Source organism: Pseudomonas sp. TE21394, from assembly GCF_054057835.1.
The window spans coordinates 1,583,821-1,605,134 of sequence record NZ_JBSRZR010000001.1 but is presented as its reverse complement, the minus strand read 5'-3'; the positions used below and the strand labels follow the sequence as shown (position 1 = coordinate 1,605,134).

General features: G+C 62.3%; 21 protein-coding genes and 1 tRNA gene. 9 read left to right on the top strand and 13 right to left on the bottom strand.

What is annotated here, in order from left to right; genetic code table 11:
* Positions 1–17: 17 nt before the first annotated feature.
* Genes ACVWZT_RS07500 through ACVWZT_RS07485 form a run of 4 tightly spaced genes read right to left on the bottom strand, consistent with a single transcriptional unit; the run spans position 18 to position 2,994 of the window.
* A complete protein-coding gene (locus tag ACVWZT_RS07500; protein ID WP_170027845.1) occupies positions 18–707 on the bottom strand; it encodes an ABC transporter permease in 690 nt (229 codons plus the stop codon).
* Positions 704–1,399: an ABC transporter permease gene (locus ACVWZT_RS07495; RefSeq protein ID WP_296235290.1), complete on the bottom strand. Its 696-nt coding sequence runs from the start codon at positions 1,397–1,399 to the stop codon at positions 704–706. The genes ACVWZT_RS07500 and ACVWZT_RS07495 overlap by 4 nt, the downstream gene beginning before the upstream one ends.
* A 54-nt stretch (positions 1,400–1,453) precedes the next feature.
* Positions 1,454–2,209, bottom strand: coding sequence for an ABC transporter substrate-binding protein (locus tag ACVWZT_RS07490; protein ID WP_296235289.1), 756 nt, complete (start codon positions 2,207–2,209; stop codon positions 1,454–1,456).
* An 11-nt stretch (positions 2,210–2,220) separates the two neighbouring features.
* Complete coding sequence (locus ACVWZT_RS07485) at positions 2,221–2,994, bottom strand: ABC transporter ATP-binding protein (RefSeq protein WP_296235288.1); 774 nt, start codon at positions 2,992–2,994, stop codon at positions 2,221–2,223.
* 641 nt (positions 2,995–3,635) lie between these two features.
* Between ACVWZT_RS07485 and gabP the strand changes: the two genes are divergently transcribed.
* Positions 3,636–5,021 (top strand): GABA permease, encoded by a 1,386-nt coding sequence (gabP, locus tag ACVWZT_RS07480; protein ID WP_296235287.1) that lies wholly within the window; start codon positions 3,636–3,638, stop codon positions 5,019–5,021.
* Positions 5,022–5,119: 98 nt separating this feature from the next.
* Here gabP and ACVWZT_RS07475 read toward each other — a convergent pair whose 3' ends face one another.
* The gene (locus tag ACVWZT_RS07475) at positions 5,120–5,563 is read right to left on the bottom strand and encodes a hypothetical protein (protein WP_296235286.1); all 444 of its coding nucleotides are present in this window, start codon (positions 5,561–5,563) and stop codon (positions 5,120–5,122) included.
* A 234-nt stretch (positions 5,564–5,797) separates the two neighbouring features.
* Between ACVWZT_RS07475 and ACVWZT_RS07470 the strand changes: the two genes are divergently transcribed.
* Positions 5,798–6,028 carry a hypothetical protein gene (locus ACVWZT_RS07470; RefSeq protein WP_457468788.1) on the top strand — a complete coding sequence of 77 codons (231 nt, stop codon included), beginning with the start codon at positions 5,798–5,800 and terminating at the stop codon, positions 6,026–6,028.
* A gap of 58 nt (positions 6,029–6,086) precedes the next feature.
* Here the strand turns inward: ACVWZT_RS07470 and ppk2 are convergent, their stop codons facing one another.
* The 5 genes from ppk2 to ACVWZT_RS07445 form a co-directional block, all read right to left on the bottom strand.
* Positions 6,087–7,067 carry a polyphosphate kinase 2 gene (gene ppk2 / locus ACVWZT_RS07465; RefSeq protein WP_457468786.1) on the bottom strand — a complete coding sequence of 327 codons (981 nt, stop codon included), beginning with the start codon at positions 7,065–7,067 and terminating at the stop codon, positions 6,087–6,089.
* Positions 7,068–7,234: 167 nt separating this feature from the next.
* Positions 7,235–7,310 (bottom strand) — tRNA-Phe (locus ACVWZT_RS07460).
* A 90-nt stretch (positions 7,311–7,400) separates the two neighbouring features.
* Positions 7,401–7,673: an oxidative damage protection protein gene (locus ACVWZT_RS07455; RefSeq protein ID WP_003257478.1), complete on the bottom strand. Its 273-nt coding sequence runs from the start codon at positions 7,671–7,673 to the stop codon at positions 7,401–7,403.
* Positions 7,670–8,737, bottom strand: coding sequence for an A/G-specific adenine glycosylase (gene mutY / locus ACVWZT_RS07450; protein ID WP_457468785.1), 1,068 nt, complete (start codon positions 8,735–8,737; stop codon positions 7,670–7,672). Before mutY ends, ACVWZT_RS07455 begins: the two co-directional genes overlap by 4 nt.
* Positions 8,734–10,971, bottom strand: coding sequence for an AsmA family protein (locus ACVWZT_RS07445; RefSeq protein ID WP_457468784.1), 2,238 nt, complete (start codon positions 10,969–10,971; stop codon positions 8,734–8,736). Before ACVWZT_RS07445 ends, mutY begins: the two co-directional genes overlap by 4 nt.
* Before the next feature lie 285 nt (positions 10,972–11,256).
* Between ACVWZT_RS07445 and ACVWZT_RS07440 the strand changes: the two genes are divergently transcribed.
* From ACVWZT_RS07440 to hisF, 6 genes are all read left to right on the top strand, one after another.
* Positions 11,257–12,918, top strand: coding sequence for an OFA family MFS transporter (locus ACVWZT_RS07440; protein WP_296235280.1), 1,662 nt, complete (start codon positions 11,257–11,259; stop codon positions 12,916–12,918).
* Positions 12,919–13,189: 271 nt separating this feature from the next.
* Positions 13,190–13,783: an imidazoleglycerol-phosphate dehydratase HisB gene (gene hisB, locus ACVWZT_RS07435; RefSeq protein ID WP_087501952.1), complete on the top strand. Its 594-nt coding sequence runs from the start codon at positions 13,190–13,192 to the stop codon at positions 13,781–13,783.
* Positions 13,784–14,422, top strand: coding sequence for an imidazole glycerol phosphate synthase subunit HisH (gene hisH, locus ACVWZT_RS07430; RefSeq protein WP_170027853.1), 639 nt, complete (start codon positions 13,784–13,786; stop codon positions 14,420–14,422).
* Positions 14,423–14,683 (top strand): DUF2164 domain-containing protein, encoded by a 261-nt coding sequence (locus tag ACVWZT_RS07425; protein WP_296235279.1) that lies wholly within the window; start codon positions 14,423–14,425, stop codon positions 14,681–14,683.
* 27 nt (positions 14,684–14,710) lie between these two features.
* Positions 14,711–15,448 (top strand): 1-(5-phosphoribosyl)-5-[(5-phosphoribosylamino)methylideneamino]imidazole-4-carboxamide isomerase, encoded by a 738-nt coding sequence (hisA, locus tag ACVWZT_RS07420; protein ID WP_003257484.1) that lies wholly within the window; start codon positions 14,711–14,713, stop codon positions 15,446–15,448.
* Positions 15,449–15,458: 10 nt separating this feature from the next.
* Positions 15,459–16,229 carry an imidazole glycerol phosphate synthase subunit HisF gene (gene hisF / locus ACVWZT_RS07415; RefSeq protein WP_457468780.1) on the top strand — a complete coding sequence of 257 codons (771 nt, stop codon included), beginning with the start codon at positions 15,459–15,461 and terminating at the stop codon, positions 16,227–16,229.
* A 117-nt stretch (positions 16,230–16,346) separates the two neighbouring features.
* On the opposite strand, the gene choV is transcribed toward hisF, so the two are convergent.
* From choV to ACVWZT_RS07400, 3 genes are all read right to left on the bottom strand, one after another.
* Positions 16,347–17,525: a choline ABC transporter ATP-binding protein gene (choV, locus tag ACVWZT_RS07410; protein WP_296235277.1), complete on the bottom strand. Its 1,179-nt coding sequence runs from the start codon at positions 17,523–17,525 to the stop codon at positions 16,347–16,349.
* The gene (choW, locus tag ACVWZT_RS07405) at positions 17,522–18,370 is read right to left on the bottom strand and encodes a choline ABC transporter permease subunit (protein WP_225780782.1); all 849 of its coding nucleotides are present in this window, start codon (positions 18,368–18,370) and stop codon (positions 17,522–17,524) included. The genes choV and choW overlap by 4 nt, the downstream gene beginning before the upstream one ends.
* A gap of 81 nt (positions 18,371–18,451) precedes the next feature.
* Positions 18,452–19,399 carry a choline ABC transporter substrate-binding protein gene (locus ACVWZT_RS07400; RefSeq protein WP_296235276.1) on the bottom strand — a complete coding sequence of 316 codons (948 nt, stop codon included), beginning with the start codon at positions 19,397–19,399 and terminating at the stop codon, positions 18,452–18,454.
* Between the two features lie 442 nt (positions 19,400–19,841).
* On the opposite strand from ACVWZT_RS07400, the gene ACVWZT_RS07395 reads away from it, so the two are divergent.
* Entirely contained in the window at positions 19,842–21,218 is a 1,377-nt protein-coding gene (locus ACVWZT_RS07395; RefSeq protein WP_457468778.1) for an L-serine ammonia-lyase, read from the top strand.
* Positions 21,219–21,314 lie beyond the last annotated feature (96 nt).

The window sequence follows — 21,314 nt, the reverse complement described above, 5'->3', positions numbered from 1 at the left end:
AAGAAGGCCAGGAGATGTCAGCGCCCTTGGCAGGCATCCACACGCAGCCAGCGCTCCAGCAGCTTGAAGCCCTGTACCAGCACGAACGAGATCACCAGGTAGAACACCCCGGCGGCAAAGAAGATCTCTACCGGCAGGTAGGTCCGGGCAATGATGGTGCGGGCCATGCCGGTCAGTTCCAGCAAGGTCACGGTACTGGCCAGGGCGCTGGCCTTGAGCATCAGGATCACTTCGTTGCTGTACGCCGGCAGGCCGATACGCGCGGCGCGCGGCAGCATGATGTAGAACAGCGTCTTGCCACGCGACATGCCCAGTGCGCGTGCCGCCTCGATTTCGCCCTTGGGGATCGACTGCAGCGCACCGCGCAGGATCTCGGCGATATAGGCGGCGGTGTGCAGGGTCATGGTCAGCACCGTGCACCAGAACGGATCGCGCAGGTAGGGCCACAGCGAACTCGAACGCACCACGTCGAATTGCGCCAGGCCGTAGTAGACCAGGAACAGCTGCACCAGCAGCGGCGTACCGCGGAAGAAGAAGATGTAGCTGAACGGCACGGCGCGCACGTACCAGTGGCGCGAGGAGCGGGCGATGCCCAGCGGGATGGCCAGGATCAGCCCGGCCACCACGGCAATGGCTACCAGCTCCAGGGTCAGGGTCGCACCCTGGGCCAGGCGGGGCAGCCATTTGATGATCACTTCCCAGTTCATTGCACGGCCCTCGCAAAGCCGCGAGCGGCGCGTTTTTCCATGAAGTGCATGCCGGTCATGGCAATGATGGTCAGGCTCAGGTAGATGCAGGCGGCGACCATGTAGAAGGTGAATGGCTCCTTGGTCACGGTCACGCCGATTTGCGCGTGGCGCATGATTTCTTCCAGGCCGATCACCGACACCAGTGCAGTGTCCTTCATCAGGATCATGAACAGGTTGCCAAGACCCGGCAGGGCGATGCGCCACATCTGCGGCAGGATGATCCGCGACAGGATGCGGCCCTTGGACAGGCCCAGCGCCAGGCCGGCCTCACGGTGGCCCTTGGGGATTGCCAGGATGGCGCCACGGAACACTTCGGTGGCGTAGGCGCCGAAGCACAGGCCCAGGGCAATCACCCCCGCCGCGAAGGCGCTGAGCTCCAGGCCCGGCATGTTCAGGGCTTCACCGAGGGCATTCATCAAGCCTACGGTGCCGAAGTAGATAAGCAGGACCCACAGCAGTTCGGGCACGCCGCGTACCAGGGTCGAATAGAAGCCGCCAAGCCATTGCAAAGGCTTGACCGAGGAAGTCTTGGCCAGGGCGCCGAGCAGGCCCAGCACCAGGCCCAGCAGCAAGGCGCAAAGCGCCAGTTTTACGGTCATCAGGGTACCGGCCATCATGGCCGGACCGAATCCGTGCAGGTCGATATTCATGGGCAGGTCATTCTAGGGACTGGCGCGCCGCAAGGGCGCGCCAGTCAGGGCGGGTCATTCGATGCTGAACGGGAAGTACTTGTCGTTGATCTTCTTGTACGTACCGTCGGCCTTGATTTCTGCCAGGGCTTTGTTCAGGTCGTTGCGCAGCTTGTCGTCGCCCTTGCGCACGGCAATGCCGATCTTGTCGCTGTCCATCACCGGCTCGCCCTTGAACTCGAAGTTCATGCCGTCCTTGCTCTTCAGCCACTCGTACTGCACGTACTTGTCGGCGAGGATACCGTCGATGCGGCCGGAGACCAGGTCGAGGTAGGCGTTTTCCTGGGTGTCATACAGCTTGATCTCTACGTCATCGCCGTAGTTGTCTTCCAGCCAGGTGCCGGCCAGGGTGGCGCGCTGGGTGCCGATCACCTTGCCCTTGAGCGAGGCCTTGTCGGTCTTGAAGTCGACGTTCTTCGGCGCGATGAACTGCAGCTTGTTGGAGTAGTACGGGTCGGTGAAGTCCACTGCCTGCTTGCGCTCGTCAGTGATCGACAGCGACGACACCAGGAAGTCGAACTTCTTGGCATTCAGCGCCGGGATGATGCCGTCCCAGTCCGAGGTGACGACCGAGCATTCGACTTTCATCTTGGCGCACAGGGCGTCGCCGATGTCCTTGTCGAAGCCGACCACGTTACCGCTGGCATCCTTGTTGTTGAACGGTGGGTAAGCGGCCTCGATACCCATGCGCAGTTTTTCTGCGGCCATGGCGTTGGCCGACATCACCAGCGTGGCAGCAGCTGCCAGGAGAAACTTCTTGTAAGTGTGCATGTATTGCTCCGTTAACGGTGGCTGGACATGAATTGCTTGCAACGCGCCGAGGTCGGGTTCTCGAACACCTGCTGCGGCGATCCCTGCTCTTCGACCAGGCCCTGGTGCAGGAAGACGACTTCACTGGACACATGCCGGGCAAAGCTCATCTCGTGCGTGACCAGCAGCATGGTACGGCCTTCTTCGGCCAATGCGCGGATAACGTTTAGCACTTCCTGGACCATTTCCGGATCGAGTGCCGAAGTTGGCTCGTCGAACAGGATGACCTTGGGCTTCATGGCCAGGGTACGGGCAATGGCGGCACGCTGTTGCTGGCCACCGGAAAGCTGGGCGGGATAACTGTGGCGCTTGTCGTAGATGCCGACCTTGTTCAGCAGTGCTTCGGCGGCTTCGATGGCCTCGGCCTTGCTCTGGCCAAGTACGCGGCGGGGCGCCTCGATGATGTTGTCGAGGATCGACATGTGCGGCCACAGGTTGAAGTTCTGGAAGACGAAGCCGATCTCGCTGCGCAGGCGGTTGATCTGGCGATTGTCGGCGGCGACCAGGTCACCGTTCTTGGCGGCCTTGAGCCTGAGCGCTTCACCGGCGACCAGGATTTCGCCCTGGTGCGGGTTCTCGAGCAGGTTGATGCAGCGCAGCAGGGTGGACTTGCCGGAGCCGGACGACCCCAGGATGGAGATCACGTCACCGTCGCGTGCGGTCAGCGAAATGCCCTTGAGAATTTCCTGCTCGCCGTAGCGTTTGTGCAGGTTGCGGATTTCCAGCGCGGGCGTGGCCTGAGCCATGTGCGGTCCTCATTGTGTTCGGGTGCGTTCCCAGCTGTTGGCGGCCTTCCTGGCGAGCGCCAAGCTAGCATAGCGGTATCGCGGCGGCCAACAGGGGCGCCAGGTGCTCGGGGCGCTGGTGGGGCAGTTTGTCGCATCGCTGCAGCGCAACGTCGCGCGGATGTCCGCGAAGGTCTCGCCCAGCACCAGAGCCTTGATGAAAAAAGGCGCGATGGTGCCAGCTTTGGCCGGCTCATGGAAGCGGTTTTAGACCATTCGCGGGTAGTTCCGGACTGACAAGGTAGCAGATCCCGAGAAAACGGGTTCGCCTGCGGAGGCCTTTGCACGGTATGGGGTTGTACCCATAGGTTGCACTTTTTTGCTTTGCATCGGTGCAAAGGTGTTACCGAGGAGCACCTTTGGGGCGTTTGTAAGTGGGTATTTCAGTAATCCGACAGTTTGATGCCCTTTCGGTCAGCTCTTGGCCGAAAGCCCTCCGAACCGTGTGTGGAAAGGCCTCCCGGGCTTTCTGACGAATGCTTTCAGCACATGGCGCACTTATTGCCAGCAGGAAACCGCCGATTGCACCGACGCCCAGGTCAACCCTTGGTGCGCTTTACACCCGCAGTCGGCGTGGTCCACCTCCTTACAAAGGTAGTTTTATGAGCGGTAACAATTCCAATGACCTCGCTCAGGGGCTCAAACAACGGCATGTGACCATGCTGTCCATCGCTGGCGTGATCGGTGCCGGCCTCTTCGTTGGCTCCGGCCACGCCATTGCCGCTGCCGGCCCTGCCGTGCTGCTGGCTTATGCTGCCGCGGGCACGCTGGTCGTGCTGGTCATGCGCATGTTGGGTGAAATGGCGGTCGCCTCGCCTGACACCGGTTCGTTCTCTACTTATGCCGACCGCGCCATCGGGCGCTGGGCCGGTTTCACCATCGGCTGGCTTTACTGGTGGTTCTGGGTGCTGGTTATTCCGCTGGAAGCCAACGCTGCCGCAGCCATCCTGCATGCCTGGTTCCCTGCGGTTGACCTGTGGGCGTTCTCCCTGGTCATAACCCTGGCGCTGACCCTGACCAACCTGTGCAGCGTGAAGAACTATGGCGAGTTCGAGTTCTGGTTCGCCCTGCTCAAGGTCCTGGCGATCATCGGCTTCATCGCCGTGGGTTGTGCTGCCTTGTTCGGCTTCGTGCCGAGCAGCCAGGTCAGCGGTGCCAGCCACCTGTTCGACACCCAGGGCTTCATGCCCAATGGCCTTGGCGCAGTGCTTGCAGCCATGCTGACCACCATGTTCTCGTTCATGGGTACCGAAATCGTCACCATCGCCGCGGCCGAGTCGAAGGACCCGGGCAAGCAGATCAGCCGTGCTACCAACTCGGTCATCTGGCGTATCTGCCTGTTCTATCTGGTGTCGATCTTCCTCGTTGTGGCCCTGGTGCCGTGGAACGACCCGGCGCTGGCCGAAACCGGCTCCTACCAGACCGTGCTGAGCCTCATCGGTGTGCCGAACGCCAAGCTTATCGTCGACATCGTCGTGCTGATCGCCGTCACCAGCTGCCTGAACTCGGCGCTGTACACCTCGTCGCGCATGCTGTTCTCGCTGAGCAAGCGCGGTGACGCCCCGGCCATCGCCCAGCGCACCACCAAGTCGGCGACCCCGCACGTGGCGGTACTGCTGTCCACCGCAGCGGCGTTCCTCTGCGTGTTCGCCAACTTCGTGGCCCCGGCCCAGGTGTTCGAGTTCCTGCTGGCCAGCTCGGGTGCCATTGCCCTGCTGGTGTACCTGGTGATTGCCGTTTCACAGCTGCGCATGCGCGCCCAGCGTGAGGCCCGTGGCGAGAAGATCACCTTCAAGATGTGGCTGTTCCCAGGCCTGACCTGGGCGACCATTGCCTTCATCATTGCAATCCTGGTGGTGATGGCGCTGCGTGAAGACCACCGTGCCGAAATCATCGCGACCGCGCTGCTGAGCATTGGTGTGGTGGCGGCTGGCTTGCTGGTGCACCGCAAGCGTGAAGCTGCCGGGCGGGTAGCGCTGGATAACTGATCCGCGCTGGCTGTTATGAAAAGGCCGCGTCCTGTGCAGGGCGCGGCCTTTTTTATTGCCTGGTGCGGCCCTATCACCGGGCAGGTAATACAGCCCTGTCAGCCAAACTGCTTCTGCTGCTGTTGCTGCTTGGCAACCAGCTCCGAGGCTGCCACATAGGCTGCCTGGAATTCGTCGCTTTCCAGCCAGGCCATGGTGGCTTCTTCATCGGCCCCGTCCAGCCACTTACGGTAGGCGTTGAACACCAGCACGATATAGTCGGTGGCGTGTTCTTCCTTGTGCCCCTTGAGCACCAGGCCCAGCAGTGGGTCTACCAGGAACACCGAGATCATCGGTACCAGGCCGCCCTCCTGGGCTTCCTTCATCTTCTTGAACAGCGCGTCGTAGCTGCCCGACTCCATGGCCTTGTTGTACACCTGCTCGACGCTGGCGCTGTCACCGGCGCTGGCCTTTACCGCCTGGCCACTGCGCACCATGCGGTTCTGTTTGGCCTTGCTGGCAGCGCGTTTGGCACGTTTCTGTTGCTTGGTAGGGGTGGCCATGGGGAATCCTGTTATCTGAAATTGCGCATATTGAAGCGCAATTGCCCGATAAACCCAAGCCGCACTCCGGCGCAACGTAGCTCGGTGAGGTGTGTCCGGGATAAGCATCCAGATTATGCCGGGCGTGAACCCTGCGTAAGTTCTCTCCCGCTGCCGCGCCTGTTGGCTGGCAGCGTGTCGCTAGGCCAATTCGGCATCCGCACAATGCACAGGTTTGCGCTGGAGGAGAGGATCATGAAGCACTTTTATCTTGTCACCCTGTACGGCTACATGGACGATGGTAGCGTTTACTATCCAACCGGTTTCGTCAGTTGCAACGAGCAGATGATTACCAAGGCTGACATCATGGCAATTATCGAAAAGAGCAAGGAACACGGCAGCGAGGTTCAGCTACACAGCATATCTTACATGGGGCACATGACCGAAGACACGTTCGAGAATGTTCGTTCCATGTCGGGCGCATAAGCTTCGACCCGCAGTCTGTCTTCAGGCTGCGGGTGTCTGTCGATCGCGTGGCCAGGCTTCAGGCTGCCGACTGTGGCGTCTCATCTTCTTCGAAGCCGCGTGACGCTCGGCCTACCAGCAGAGGGTCCGGTGCGTATGCCACCTCAGGGTCTTTGCCTGGATAGTCCAGCGAATGCAGGAAGTGCCGGATACAGTTGATCCGCGCCCGCTTCTTGTCATCGGACTTGATCACCGTCCATGGTGCATCGGCCGTATCGGTATGGAAGAACATCGCCTCCTTGGCGGCGGTATAGTCCTCCCACTTGTCCAGCGACTTGATGTCGATGGGTGACAGCTTCCAGTGCTTGAGCGGGTCGTCCCGGCGCGAAATGAAGCGGCGCAGCTGCTCTTCGCGGTTCACCGAGAACCAGTACTTGAACAGCAGGATGCCGCTGTTGCACAGCATGCGCTCCAGCTCCGGCGCCTGGCGCATGAACTCCAGGTACTGCAGTGGCGTGCAGAAATCCATCACCTTCTCGACCCCGGCGCGGTTGTACCAGGAGCGGTCGAAGAACACCATTTCACCCGCCGTGGGCAAGTGCTGGATGTAGCGCTGGAAGTACCACTGGCCTTTTTCCTGCTCTGAAGGCTTCTCCAGGGCCACGATGCGCGCACCGCGTGGGTTGAGGTGCTCCATGAAACGCTTGATGGTCCCGCCTTTGCCCGCCGCATCGCGCCCCTCGAACAGGATCACCACGCGCTGGCCGGTTTCCTTCACCCAGCTTTGCACCTTCAGCAATTCTATCTGCAGCGCGTGCTTGGCCTTTTCATACTCCTGGCGGCGCAGCCGGGTGCGGTACGGGTAGCTTTCTGGCAGGCGGGCTGAAGTGCTGTCTTCGTTGCTGCCTTTGGGTGCTGTGGCCACTTCCAGGGCTGCGGGTTGCTGGCTGACGCGGGTGATGCTCGGCGCTGGCTTGCGCTGGCGTGGGCGGCGGGTGCGGGCTGGTGCGGCAACGGGTTCGCTGGGGGCGGGGAGCAGGAGGGGGGATTCTTCGCTCATGGAGGTCCTTGCAGAATCGATTCGAAAGTCCATCATCGATTATGAAGGTGGGCGAAAAGTGGCTGTTTGATGCTGATCAATGCAAAAACACAGACAACAAAAAACCCGCACCAGGCGGGTTTCTTGTTGTTGCTTCGGGTAACTTTGCAACCACCAGAAGCTGAAGGTGGTGCCCAGAGACGGAGTCGAACCGCCGACACGAGGATTTTCAATCCTCTGCTCTACCGACTGAGCTATCTGGGCGACGAGGTGAATTAAATAGACTTTCAGACCGCCCGTCAACGACTTTTTGAAAAAATTTTAAATTAATTCCGTCGCTTACGTTCCGTGGGGTCATTCCGAGGGTGGTACGTAGCCTTCCGCCTGGGCGTACTCTTCGCCGGCGAAAAACTTGTCCATCTCGCCCTGGAGGAATTTGCGGTCCTCGGCGTTCATCATGTTCAGGCGCTTTTCGTTGATCAGCATGGTCTGGTGTTTCTGCCAGTCGGCCCAAGCCTTCTGCGAGATGTGTTCGAAGATGTCCTGGCCCTTGGCGCCGGGGTAGGGCGGGCGCTCCAGGCCTGGCAGTTCTTCTTTGTACTTGCGGCACATCACGGTGCGGGTCATCGGGCGTCTCCTGCAATCAGTTCGTCGGCCGCGCGTTTGAGCAATTTTTTCACCGGGGCGGCAAGGCCCAGGCGCGGCGGGGTTGCGAGGTTATACCAGAGCCAGTCGGCCTCGGCCACGTGCTGGCCGACCGGGTCGACGCGCACCAGCCAGGGCTCGATCGCCAGCTGGAAGTGGCTGAAGGTATGGGTCAGGCCGTCCATGGCGCGGCTTTCGGCCAGGCGCAGGCCGTGCTGGTAGGCGAGGTCGTCGAGCTGGCCGATGTCGTCCAGTTCCGGCAGGCTCCACAAGCCACCCCACAGCCCGCTGGACGGGCGGCGGTAAAGCAGGATGGCGCCATCGTGGTTGGCCAGCAGCGGCATCAGCGTGCGCCGTTGTGGCAGCGCCTTGCGCGGCTTGGGTTCCGGGTAGCGGGCTTGTTCACCGTGCAGGTGCGCTTCGCAGCCCCGCCGCAGTGGGCAGATCAGGCAGCTGGGCTTGCTGCGGGTGCACAGCGTGGCGCCCATGTCCATCATCGCCTGGGTGTAGTGGTTGGCGCGCTGCTGCGGGGTAAAGCGCTCGGCCGTGGCCCACAGCTGGTTGGCCACCTTGGGCTCGCCAGGGTAGCCGGCCTGGGCAGTGTAGCGGGCCAGCACGCGTTTCACGTTGCCGTCGAGGATCGGTGCGCGGATACCCATGCTGATGCTGGCGATGGCGCCCGCGGTAGAGCGACCGATGCCAGGCAGCTCGGTGAGCTGCTCGACACTGCGCGGAAATTCGCCACCATGCTGCGCGACCACGATCTTCGCAGCCTTCTGCAGGTTGCGCGCGCGGGTGTAGTAGCCCAGGCCGGTCCACAGGTGCAGCACCTCGTCCTCCGGCGCCTCGGCCAGGGCCTGCACGGTCGGCAGGGCCTGCATGAAGCGGTCGAAGTAGTTGAGCACGGTGCTGACCTGGGTCTGCTGCAGCATGATCTCCGACACCCACACCCGGTACGGGGTGATGCCCTGCTGCCAGGGCAGGTCGTGCCGGCCGTGTTCGTCATACCAATCCAGCACAGCGCTGGAGAACTGCTCTGGGGTCATCGCTTGAACAGCCCCTTGAGCGCGTCTTTCACTTCCGGGCTCACTTTGTCTCCGAGTTTTTCGTCGATCTTTTCCTGCAGGCGGTTGCCGGCCAGCTTGGCAGCGACCTTGCCCATGCCATCCTGGTCCAGGCGGCAGGCCTTGGCGCCCAGCTCCAGCGGGCCACGGCAACGCAGTGGCACTTCAACGCCAACATAGCGTTCGTTGACCTGGCAGGCCGGGTCAGGCATGGCACGCTGGTCGCCTTCAACAACCACGCCGACCTTGTAGTCCATGCCCAGCACGCGCAGGTCGAGGTCACCCTGGCCGTTGACGGTGAGGCCCGGGATGCGCGCCTTGAGGTCCGGGTTGCTGGCGACCCCATTGCGTACCACCAGGCTACCGCGCAGTTCCTGGAAGGGGGTGTCCTTGCCACGAGGCTCGCCGCTCAGCGATTTGCGGTTGAGCGTGGCGATGGCCTGGCACAGTTGCTGTTCCAGGTTGGCATTGACCAGCACGCCGTCGTTGATGACGAAATTGGCGTTGCCGTTGACGGTATCGACCAGGGCCTTCTGGCTGTTGCCGGTGGCGGTCAGGTCGCTGGTCAGGGTCAGCAGGCCTTTGACCGGCGGCTGCTGTTCCTTGCCCTCGGTCTTGACGAAGTGCTCTACCGGCACCCGCTGGATGTTGGTGTTCACGCCCAGTTGCGGCACGGCAGGGCGAACATCGACGGTACCCTTGGCCTCGAACGTGCCGTTGTACAGGCCACCGCGCAGGGTTTGCAGGGTCAGCAGGCCGCCCTGGCCGACGGCCTTGAGCTGGGCGTCTTCGATCGGCAGTTTGTCCAGGGTCAGCGAGCCAAAGGCCAGGTCAGCCTGCAAGTCGAGGGCGCGCAGGCGGTCCACCGGCAGCAGCTTGTCGTCGCTCCAGGCAACCTGGGTCGGGGCGTTGGGCAGCGGCGTGGTACCTGCACCGGCGACCGCGCTGGCTTCCTGCTGCTTGACCTCGGCCTGGCGTGCGGCAGTAGCGCCCTTGGCCTGTTCGCTCTTGGCCGGCAGGTAGCGGTCGGCGTCGAAGGTATCGCCTTTGAGCTGCAGGCGCAGGGCCTGCCTGGCGAAGTCTTCAATGGCCACGCGGCCAGTGAAGGTGCTGTCGTCCAGCTTCACGGCCAGGTCTTCCAGGGCCAGGCTGTGCGGCGTGCCTTGCAGGCGGGTGACCATTTCCAGCCTGGAGAAGGCTGCCGGATCGTTGCTGGCCGGCAGCGGGCGACCAATGCTGTCGAGGAACATACGCAGGTCGAACTGGGCGATAGACAGGCCGCCGCTCAGCTGGGGTGTCTTGTCCAGGTCGCGCAGGTTCAGCTCACCCAGGGCACGCAGCTGGTTGGCCGAGACTTTCAGGCCGCTCCACGAAGCGACATTGGCGCCCAGGTCGACCAGCAACTGGCCCTGCGCGGCGAAGGTTACAGTCTTGCCGCCGGTTGGCTCACCCGAGGTTTCGCCCGACAGGCGCATGTCTTCGAAGTTGTAGCGCTTGAGCTTGCGGTCGAAGCGCAGCTCGCCGGCCAGTTCGGTGCGGGCCTTGATGTTCGGCTGGCTGGCGCTGAGGAAGGCGCTGGCCTTGAGCGGAATGTTCGCGCCTTCGTGGACCGGGCCGGTGCTCAGCTGGATGCTCTCGGCGCTATAGCTGTGGCCGGTCTTGGCATCGGTGTACTGCACGCGGGCGTTGTTCACGGTAAGGCTGTCGATGTCCAGCTTGACCGCACGGCCGTCGCTGGTAGCCGGTGCCGGTTGCTGTTCGGCGGGTGCCTGGGCCGGGGCATTGGCTTGCGCGCCGGCGTCCTGTGCGGGCAACGGCTTGCCGATGTCTTCCCAGTTGCCATGTCCCTGTTCGTCACGCGCCAGGTTCAGGTTCAGACCCTCGACGCGTACGTCGCTCATCTGCACTTCGCGGCGCAGCAGCGGCAGCACACGCACCGACAGGCCCAGCATCTGCAGGTCGGCGAACGGCTCCTTGGGTTTGTTCAAGGTGGCGATGCTTGCTTCGTGCAGCTCCAGCCCCAGCCACGGGAACAGGCTCCAGCCGATATCACCGTTGAGGGTGAGCTCGACGTGTGCCTTGTCGCGAGCCAGCTGGCGAATCTCGTCTTTGTAGTCGTTGGGATCGAAGAGGTGGGTCAGGGCGAAGCCCAGCGCCACGATGATCAGCAGCAACCCGAGAAGCCCAAGTCCCAGGATTTTGCCGAACGCTTTCATGGGCGAGTCCTTGTAGTCCGTTTGAAATTCAAGCGCCAGAGTATAGCGCTGCAGTGGTTGTCCCTGCGTATTCGACAAGAGATACAGGGCATTTCCTACGTGTAAAGCACAGGATACGGCTTTCGACAGCCTGGGCGTCGTCAGTTCCGAAAGTGTGGCCGTTACCAAGCATGACCGTTTCAGCCGAGCAAAAAATTGCAATATCAGATTGCCTTCACGCTACTTGATGCTGCTACCCTTGCGCCGCTTTGCTGCACTCTCCCCATATAAGAAGGATTCGATCCCATGAGCAGTACCGTCGCGGCGGGGGCCCTGGTCAGTGCGCCAGGCTTCCTGTCGAAGGAGCGCATTATCGCCCGCCCGGGCTTCAACCGTTGGCTGGTTCCGCCGGCCGCCCTGGCCATTCACCTGTGCATCGGCATGGCTTATGGCTTCTCGGTGTTCTGGCTACCTCTGTCGCAAGCCCTCGGCATCACCGCCCCGGTCGCCTGCGCGGCGGACATGGGCTTCATGGCCCGCATGTTCAGCGCCGAATGCGACTGGCCGATCTCGATGCTGAGCTGGATCTACACCTTGTTCTTCGTCTTCCTCGGTTGCTCGGCCGCGGTGCTGGGCGGCTGGCTGGAGCACGCCGGCCCACGCAAGGCTGGCCTGGTCTCGGCGCTGTGCTGGTGTGGCGGCATGCTGATCTCGGCCGTGGGCGTAAAAACCCACCAGCTGTGGCTGATGTGGCTGGGCTCCGGTGTAATCGGCGGTATCGGCCTTGGGCTGGGTTACATTTCGCCGGTCTCGACCCTGATCAAGTGGTTCCCGGACAAACGCGGCATGGCCACCGGCATGGCGATCATGGGCTTTGGCGGCGGCGCCATGGTCGGTGCACCGCTGGCCACTGCGCTGATGGGGCACTTCGGCAACGCTCAGGAAGTAGGGGTGTGGCAGAGCTTCGTGGCCATGGCCGCTATCTACTTCGTGTTCATGACTGCCGGCGCCTTGGCGTATCGCGTGCCACCGACCGGCTGGAAGCCCGAAGGCTTCACTGCGCCGCTGAAGAAAGCCGGCAACACCATGGTCACCGACCGCCACGTGCATGTCAGCGTGGCGTGGAAAACTCCACAATTCGCGTTGATCTGGCTGGTGCTGTGCCTGAATGTTTCGGCGGGTATCGGCATTCTCGGCATGGCCTCGCCGTTGCTGCAGGAAGTGTTCGCCGGGAAACTGCTGGGCAACGGGTTGAGCTTCAGCGAACTAAACAGCGCCCAGCTGGCGCAAATTGCCGCGATCGCCGCCGGCTTCACCGGCTTGCTGAGCCTGTTCAATATCGGTGGGCGGTTCTTCTGGGCTTCGTTCTCCGACTACATTGGCCGCAAGAACACCTACTTCGCGTTCTTCGCGCTCGGGGTTGGCCTGTACAGCCTGGTGCCGAACATGGGGCACCTGGGTAACGTGGCCCTGTTCGTGGCGGCGTTCTGCATCATCCTGTCGATGTATGGTGGTGGCTTCTCCACCGTACCGGCGTACCTGGCCGACCTGTTCGGCACGCAGATGGTCGGCGCCATTCACGGTCGCCTGCTGACCGCCTGGGCGGCGGCGGGTGTGCTGGGGCCGGTGCTGATCACCTACCTGCGCGAATATCAACTGGCCGCCGGGGTTGAACGTGCCGCAGCCTATGACATGACGCTGTACATCCTGGCCGGCCTGCTGGTGCTGGGCTTTGTCTGCAACACGCTGGTGCGCCCGGTGGCCGACAAGTACTTCATGAGCGATGCCGAGCTGGCTGCCGAGCGTGCGCTGAGCCACGACAAGGGCGCCGATGGTGTCCAGTCGCTGGAGTGGAAAGCAGCGCCGGGCAGCCTGCCGCTGGTGCTGCTGGCCTGGGCGGTGGTGGTCGTGCCGCTGGCTTGGGGTGTTTGGGTGACCCTGCAGAAGACGGCTGTGCTGTTCCATTGATGTGCCAGCCTGGGGGCGCCTTGCGCCCCTTTCGCGGCGCAAGGCCGCTCCTACAGGGATCGCGCGAGCGTCGGGAGTGCGCGATCCTGTGTAGGAGCGGCCTCGCGCCGCGATGGGCTGCAAAGCAGCCCCATGTACCAGGTTGTATAGACCTGTAGGCCCGTCCATCCCCACAGTTCCTTGCCTTGCCATATGTCATCCGCGTTTCAAGCGGGCGCGTTCTGGGCCTATAATGAAGCCCTTTTCGCCCAATGATTTTGCGGAGCTGGTGATGGTTGAACGTAAGGCGTCCGTCGAGCGCAACACCCTGGAAACCCAGGTCAAGTGCTCGATCAACCTCGATGGCAGTGGCAAGGCCCGGTTCGATATCGGTGTGCCTTTCCTTGAACACATGCTGGACCAGATCGCCCGCCACGGGCTGATTGATCTGGATATCGAGTGCAAGGGTGACCTGCATATCGACGATCACCATACCGTCGAGGACGTCGGTATCACCCTGGGCATGGCATTTGCCCAGGCCATCGGTGACAAGAAGGGCATCTTCCGCTACGGCCATGCCTACGTACCGCTGGACGAAGCGCTGTCACGCGTGGTCATCGATTTTTCCGGTCGCCCGGGCCTGCAGATGCATGTGCCTTACACCCGCGCTACCGTCGGTGGCTTCGACGTCGACCTGTTCCAGGAATTCTTCCAGGGCTTCGTCAACCACGCCCTGGTGACCCTGCATATCGACAACCTGCGTGGCCACAATACCCACCACCAGATCGAAACCGTGTTCAAGGCCTTCGGCCGCGCCCTGCGCATGGCCATCACCCTCGACGAGCGCATGGCCGGGCAGATGCCTTCCACCAAAGGGTGCCTTTAAATGCAGACGGTAGCCGTAATCGACTATGGCATGGGCAACCTGCACTCGGTGGCCAAGGCGCTCGAGCACGTAGGGGCCGGCAAGGTACTGGTCACCAGCGATGCCGCAGTCATCCGCGAGGCCGATCGCGTGGTGTTCCCGGGTGTGGGCGCGATTCGCGACTGCATGGCTGAAATCCGCCGCCTGGGCTTCGACAGCCTGGTGCGTGAAGTCAGCCAGGACCGCCCGTTCCTGGGTATCTGCGTAGGCATGCAGGCACTGCTGGAGCACAGTGAAGAAAACGACGGTGTCGACTGCATTGGCCTGTTCCCCGGCCAGGTGCGCTTCTTCGGCAAGGACCTCAAGGAAGACGGCGAGCACCTCAAGGTGCCGCACATGGGCTGGAACGAGGTCGGCCAGACCAACCACCACCCGTTGTGGCATGACATCCCCGACCGTGCGCGCTTCTATTTCGTGCACAGTTACTACATCGATGCCGGCAAGCCGGCGCAGGTGGTCGGGCGCGGCCATTACGGCGTCGACTTTGCTGCGGCGCTGGCCGATGGCTCGCGCTTCGCCGTGCAGTTCCACCCGGAGAAGAGCCATACCCATGGCCTGCAGCTGCTGCAGAACTTCGTCGCCTGGGACGGGCGCTGGTAAATGAGCAGATCGAAGACCAAGGCCCCGGTCGTCACCCTGGCCCCCGAGCAGGAGCGCGCAGCGCTCGACACGCTCAAGCGCTTCCTCGAAGACCGTTTCGAGTTGACGCTGGGTTCGTTCGAGGTGGCCGAGGTCCTCGATGTGTTCAGCAAGGAAATTGCACCCCATTACTACAACAGGGCGATTGCCGATGTTCAGCTGCACCTCAAGGAGCGGTTCGACAGCATCGAAAGCGATCTGTGGGCGCTCGAAAAGCCCTGAAACCCCAAGAACAGACAGGTTCCCAAGATGCTGATTATCCCCGCTATCGATCTGAAGGACGGTGCCTGCGTGCGCCTGCGCCAGGGCCGCATGGAAGACTCCACGGTATTTTCCGACGACCCGGTGAGCATGGCCGCCAAGTGGGTCGAAGGTGGCTGCCGCCGCCTGCACCTGGTCGACCTCAACGGCGCCTTCGAAGGCCAGCCGGTCAATGGTGAAGTGGTTACCGCCATTGCCAAGCGCTACCCGACCCTGCCGATCCAGATCGGTGGTGGCATCCGCTCGCTGGAAACCATCGAGCACTACGTCAAGGCCGGCGTCAGCTACGTGATCATCGGCACCAAGGCGGTCAAGCAGCCAGAGTTCGTCGCCGAAGCGTGCAAGGCCTTCCCGGGCAAGGTCATCGTCGGCCTGGACGCCAAGGACGGGTTCGTCGCCACCGACGGCTGGGCCGAAGTCAGCTCGGTGCAGGTCATCGACCTGGCCAAGCGTTTCGAGGCCGATGGCGTCTCGGCGATCGTCTACACCGACATCGCCAAGGACGGCATGATGCAGGGCTGCAACGTGCCCTTCACCAAGGCGCTGGCAGAAGCGACTTCGATCCCGGTGATCGCCTCGGGCGGTATCCACAACCTGGGCGACATCAAGGCCCTGCTGGACGCCAAGGCCCCGGGGATCATCGGTGCCATTACCGGCCGTGCCATCTACGAAGGCACCCTCGATGTTGCCGAGGCCCAGGCCTTCTGCGACAACTACCAAGGCTGAGGACTGAACCATGGCACTGGCCAAGCGCATCATCCCTTGCCTGGACGTGGATAACGGCCGGGTGGTCAAGGGCGTCAAGTTCGAGAACATCCGTGATGCCGGCGACCCGGTGGAAATCGCCCGTCGCTACGACGAGCAAGGTGCCGACGAAATCACCTTCCTCGACATCACCGCCAGCGTCGATGGCCGCGACACCACCTTGCATACCGTCGAACGCATGGCCAGCCAGGTGTTCATCCCGCTGACCGTGGGCGGTGGCGTGCGCACCGTGCAGGACATCCGTAACCTGCTCAATGCCGGTGCCGACAAGGTCTCGATCAATACGGCCGCAGTGTTCAACCCGGAGTTCGTCGGCGAGGCGGCCGACCGTTTCGGTTCGCAGTGCATCGTCGTAGCCATCGATGCCAAGAAAGTTTCCGCGCCGGGTGAAGCACCGCGCTGGGAAATCTTCACCCACGGTGGGCGCAAGCCGACCGGGCTGGATGCAGTGGAGTGGGCGAAGAAGATGGAGGGCCTGGGAGCCGGCGAGATCCTGCTGACCAGCATGGACCAGGACGGCATGAAGAACGGCTTCGACCTGGGCGTCACCCGCGCGATCAGCGATGCCCTGGGTATTCCGGTCATCGCGTCCGGGGGGGTGGGTAACCTGCAGCACCTGGCTGACGGCATTCTCGAAGGGCATGCCAGTGCGGTGTTGGCGGCCAGCATCTTCCACTTTGGTGAGTACACGGTGCCGGAAGCCAAGGCCTACATGGCTTTGCGCGGAATCGTGGTGCGCTGAAACAGTGATTGGGGCTGCTTTGCAGCCCATCGCGGCTAAAGTCGCGCCTACAGGAACACCTGTTCTCCTGCAGGCTCGGCTTTAGCCGCGATGGGCCGCAAGGCGGCCCCAATGCCATCAACCGTGGTTCTTGCCCAGCAGCGCGTGATACAGCTCGCTGTCGCCGAGAATACCCACCACCTTGTCATTTTCCTGCAGCACCAGCTTGTTGCCGGTGTGGTAGCGAATCTGCAGCGCATCACGCATGCCGATATCCGCCTGCACCAGGGTTGGCTTGCGGCCCAGGCCTTCCACCGACTGCCCCGGTGCCCAGTTCTGCATCTCCAGGCCGTTCTGGCCCTGACGCGCACGCTTGATCGAGTTGCCTTCGCCCAGGTCCAGCCAGGAATCGCCACCCGGGTCCAGGCACACCGAGCCGTTGACCCGCTTGCACTTGTCCAGGCTGCGCATCAGGCTGCGGCCGCACAATACGTTCAGTGGGTTGGTATGAGCGACGAAGGTGCGCACATATTCGTCGGCCGGGTTCAGCACGATCTCTTCCGGCTTGCTGTACTGGATGATCCGCCCGTCCTTCATGATCGCGATGCGACTACCCAGCTTCAACGCCTCGTCCAGGTCGTGGCTGACGAACACGATGGTCTTGCTCAGCTTCGCCTGCAGGCCCAGCAACTCATCTTGCAGGCCCTGGCGGATCAGCGGGTCGAGTGCCGAGAACGGTTCGTCCATCAGCAGGATGTCGGCATCCATCGCCAGCGCCCGGGCCAGTCCCACGCGCTGTTGCATGCCGCCAGACAGTTCGTCCGGCTTCTTGTTGCGCCACTGGGCCAGACCCACCAGTTCGAGTTTCTCGTCAACCAGCTTGCGCCGTTCCTTCTCAGGCCGGCCCTGCATTTCCAGGCCAAAGCTGATGTTCTCGCGCACCGTCAGCCAAGGCATCAGGGCAAACTTCTGGAACACCATGGCAATGCGCTTGGTACGCATCATCTTCAGCTCGGCCGGGGTGCAGTGGGCAATGTCGATGTGCTTGCCTTCGTGTTCGACGAACAGCTTGCCGCGGCTGACAGTGTTGAGGCCGTTGATACAACGCAGCAGGCTCGACTTGCCCGAGCCTGACAAGCCCATCAGTACGCAGATCTCGCCCTTCTGGATGTCCAGGTTGGCCTTCTCGACACCCACCACCAGGCCGGTTTCCTTGAGGATCTGCTCACGTGTCTTGCCTTGGTCGAGCAGCGCCAGCGCCTCGCGCGGCTTGCTGGAGAAGATGACGTCGACGTCTTCGAATCGAATGATACTCATGCTTCACCCCTTGCCGGCAGGTCCGGTTGCTTGCAGATACGGTCGAGCATGATCGCCAGCAGCACGATCGCCAGGCCCGCTTCGAAGCCCAGGGAGATATCAGCGGTGTTCAGTGCGTTGACCACAGGTTTGCCCAGGCCGTCAGCGCCGACCAGGGCGGCAATCACCACCATCGACAGCGACAGCATGATGCACTGGGTTACGCCGGCGGCGATGCTCGGCATCGCGTGCGGCAGTTCGATACGGGTTAGCAGCTGGCGGCGCGAGCAGCCAAACGCCTTGCCGGCGTCCATCAGCTCCTGCGGTACATCACAGATGCCCAGGTAGGTCAGGCGGATCGGCGCGGCGATGGCGAACACCACCGTCGAGATCAGCCCCGGCACCACACCCAGACCGAACAGGGTCAGGGTGGGAATCAGGTAGACGAAGGTGGGGACCGTCTGCATCAGGTCGAGCACCGGGCGCATGGCGGTGTAGAACATTGGCTTGTGTGCGGCGACGATGCCCAGCGGCACGCCGATGGCCACGCACACCACCGTGGCGAAGGTGACCTGCGCCAGGGTTTCCATGGTTTCCTGCCAGTAACCCAGGTTGAGAATCAGCAGGAACGACAGGGCAACGAATGCGGTCAGCGCCCACTTGCGCTGGATCAGGTGCGCCAGGGCGGCGAACAGGGCGATTAGGACGAACGGGTTGAACCAGGTCAGGGCACTGGTGACGCCATGGATCATGAACTCCAGGCCTTGGGCGATGGCGTCGAAATAATTCGCGCCGTTCTGGGTCAGCCATTCGACGAACGACGCGATGTACTGTCCCAGGGGTATTTTCTGATCGATAAGCATGATAGCGAGCTTCCACCTGCATAGATTGAACTCAACCCGGGGCAGACACGCTCCGGCCCCGGGGTAGCGCTATTGCATATTTCGTTATTGCGTCAGCTTGGCCTTGGCTGCCTCGAGGCCTGGTTTGCCGTCCACGGTAGTCACACCGGCCAGCCAGGCATCCAGCTTGGCTGGGTTTTCCTTGAGCCACTTCTTGGCAGCCGCTTCGGGTTTCATCTTGTCGTCCAGGACATAGCCCATCATGGTGCTTTCATCCTTGAGCTCGAACGACAGGTTCTTCAACAGCTGGCCAACGTTGCTGCATTCCTGCACATAGCCCTTGCGGGTGTTGGTCAATACGGTCGCCTTGCCGAACTCGGGGCCGAAGAAGTCGTCCCCGCCGGTCAGGTACTGCATCTTGAAACGGGTGTTCATCGGGTGCGGTTCCCAACCGAGGAACACGATGGCTTCGCCGCGCTTCTGCGCACGGTCGACCTGCGACAGCATGCCGGCCTCGCTGGACTGCACGATCTTGAAACCGGCGTCTTTCAGGCCGAAGGCGTTCTTGTCGATCATGCTCTGGATGGTGCGGTTGCCATCGTTGCCCGGCTCGATGCCGTAGATCTTGCTGTCGAGTTCCTTCTTGAACTTGGGAATGTCGCTGAAATCCTTCAGGCCCTTGTCATACAGCGCCTGGGGCACTGCCAGGGTGTACTTGGCGTTCTCCAGGTTGGCGCGCACGGTTTCTACGGTGCCGGCGTCGCGATACTGCTTGATGTCGTTCTCCATGGTCGGCATCCAGTTGCCGAGAAACACATCCAGGTCCTTGCCGGTGGCCAGCGACTTGTAGGTCACCGGTACCGAGATCATGGTGGTGTGGGTCTTGTAACCCAGTGCTTCGAGCACAACGCTGGTGGTGGCGGTGGTGACCGTGATGTCGGTCCAGCCGACATCCGAGAACCTGACCGTCTGACATTGCTCGGGCTCGGCGGCATGGGCCAGCACGGGCGCTGTCAGCATCGCAGCCAGCAACAGCGAGAGTGAACCTTTCATGGATGGACTCCTGTGGATTTTGTCTTCGGGTTCGCGTGGGTCGCCGGGCATTCTGGGTGTCCGGTCGACAAGGCCTGCAGAGGGCAGGATGCGTGGCCGTGCTTTACGAGTCGCTTTCGATAATCCTCCAGCGCTGGGCAATCGCCTACTGGTGGAGTCGTAACCAGTACGGAACGGGTCGTATCCAGTACAGACGATGTCGCTTATGGATTTTTCCACCCCCTCGACCGCATTTTTACGTCACCAGGCCGCCGTAAAACGGCGTGCTGAGGGCCGGAATCGTGCGGCGCTGCTGGACAAAATTACGTCGGTTGCAGACGGCGAGGGCTACGACAAAAGCCCGATGATGCGTGCATTCAAGGCGGCCTGCTGCTTCAGCCTAGCAGCTGCCCCGCCCTGCGCATGGCGCGCAGAGACAAGCCCAGCAAGAGGTGATTCGACAATGGCCATCAGCGTGTTCGACCTGTTCAAGATCGGTGTCGGGCCTTCCAGCTCCCACACCGTCGGCCCCATGCGTGCCGGCGCCCTGTTCGTTCAGGGCCTGCGCGAACGCGGCGAGCTGGAGCGTGTGAAGCGGATCGAAGTGCGCCTGTATGGCTCGCTGTCAGCCACCGGCATCGGTCATGGCACCGACAACGCCACCATCATGGGCCTGATGGGCGAATGGCCTGATGCCATTGACCCGACCCAGATCGTGCCGCGTATCGCCGACCTGCGGGAAACCGGCACGCTGCTGCTGGATAACCGCCTGCCCATCGAGTTCGTCTGGGCCCGCGACATGCTGCTGCTGGACGAGAACCTTCCGTACCATCCCAACGCCATGACCCTGATTGCCGAAGGCGAGCAGGGCGAGCTGCACCGCGACACCTATTACTCGGTGGGTGGCGGCTTCGTGGTCGATGCCGCCCAGGCTGCCAGTGGCGTGCTGGATGCCGACCAGACCGAGCTGCCATACGACTTCAACAGCGCCGCCGAGCTGCTGCGCCTGTGCAAGCAAAACGACCTCAGCGTGTCGCAATTGATGATGGCCAACGAGAAGGTCTGGCGCAGCGAGGAAGAGATCCGCGCCGGCCTGCACAAGCTCTGGGAGGCCATGCAGGAGTGCGTCAACAATGGCCTGAAGTACGAAGGCACGTTGCCCGGCGGCCTGAACGTGCGGCGTCGCGCTGCCAAGCTGCACCGCAGCCTGCAGGAAATCGGCAAGCCCAACGTGATCGGCTCGACCATGAGCGCCATGGAATGGGTCAACCTGTTCGCCCTCGCGGTCAACGAAGAGAACGCTGCCGGTGGGCGCATGGTCACCGCGCCGACCAACGGCGCTGCCGGCATCATTCCGGCGGTGCTGCATTACTACATGCGCTTCAGTGACGCGGTAACCGAATCCAGCGTGGTCGACTTCTTCCTCGCCGCGGCTGCGGTAGGCATCCTGTGCAAGAAGAACGCGTCGATTTCCGGTGCCGAGGTTGGCTGCCAGGGCGAAGTCGGCTCGGCCTGTGCCATGGCCGCGGCCGGGCTGGCCGAAGTGCTGGGGGCGACCCCGCCGCAGGTGGAAAACGCCGCCGAAATCGCCCTGGAACACAACCTCGGCCTGACCTGCGACCCGGTTGGCGGGTTGGTCCAGGTGCCGTGCATCGAGCGCAACGCCATTGCTGCGGTGAAAGCCATCAATGCGGTGCAGATGGCCTTGCGTGGTGACGGCGAGCACTTCATTTCCCTCGACCAGGTGATCCGCACCATGCGTGACACCGGGGCCGACATGCACGACAAATACAAGGAGACCTCGCGCGGTGGCCTGGCCGTCAGCGCCATCGAATGCTGAGTGTCGAGTCCCCTTGAGGGCCTCATCGCGGATGAATCCGTTCCTGCAGGGTCATGCATTCCCTGTAGGAGCAGCGTCATCCGCGATGAGGCCCTT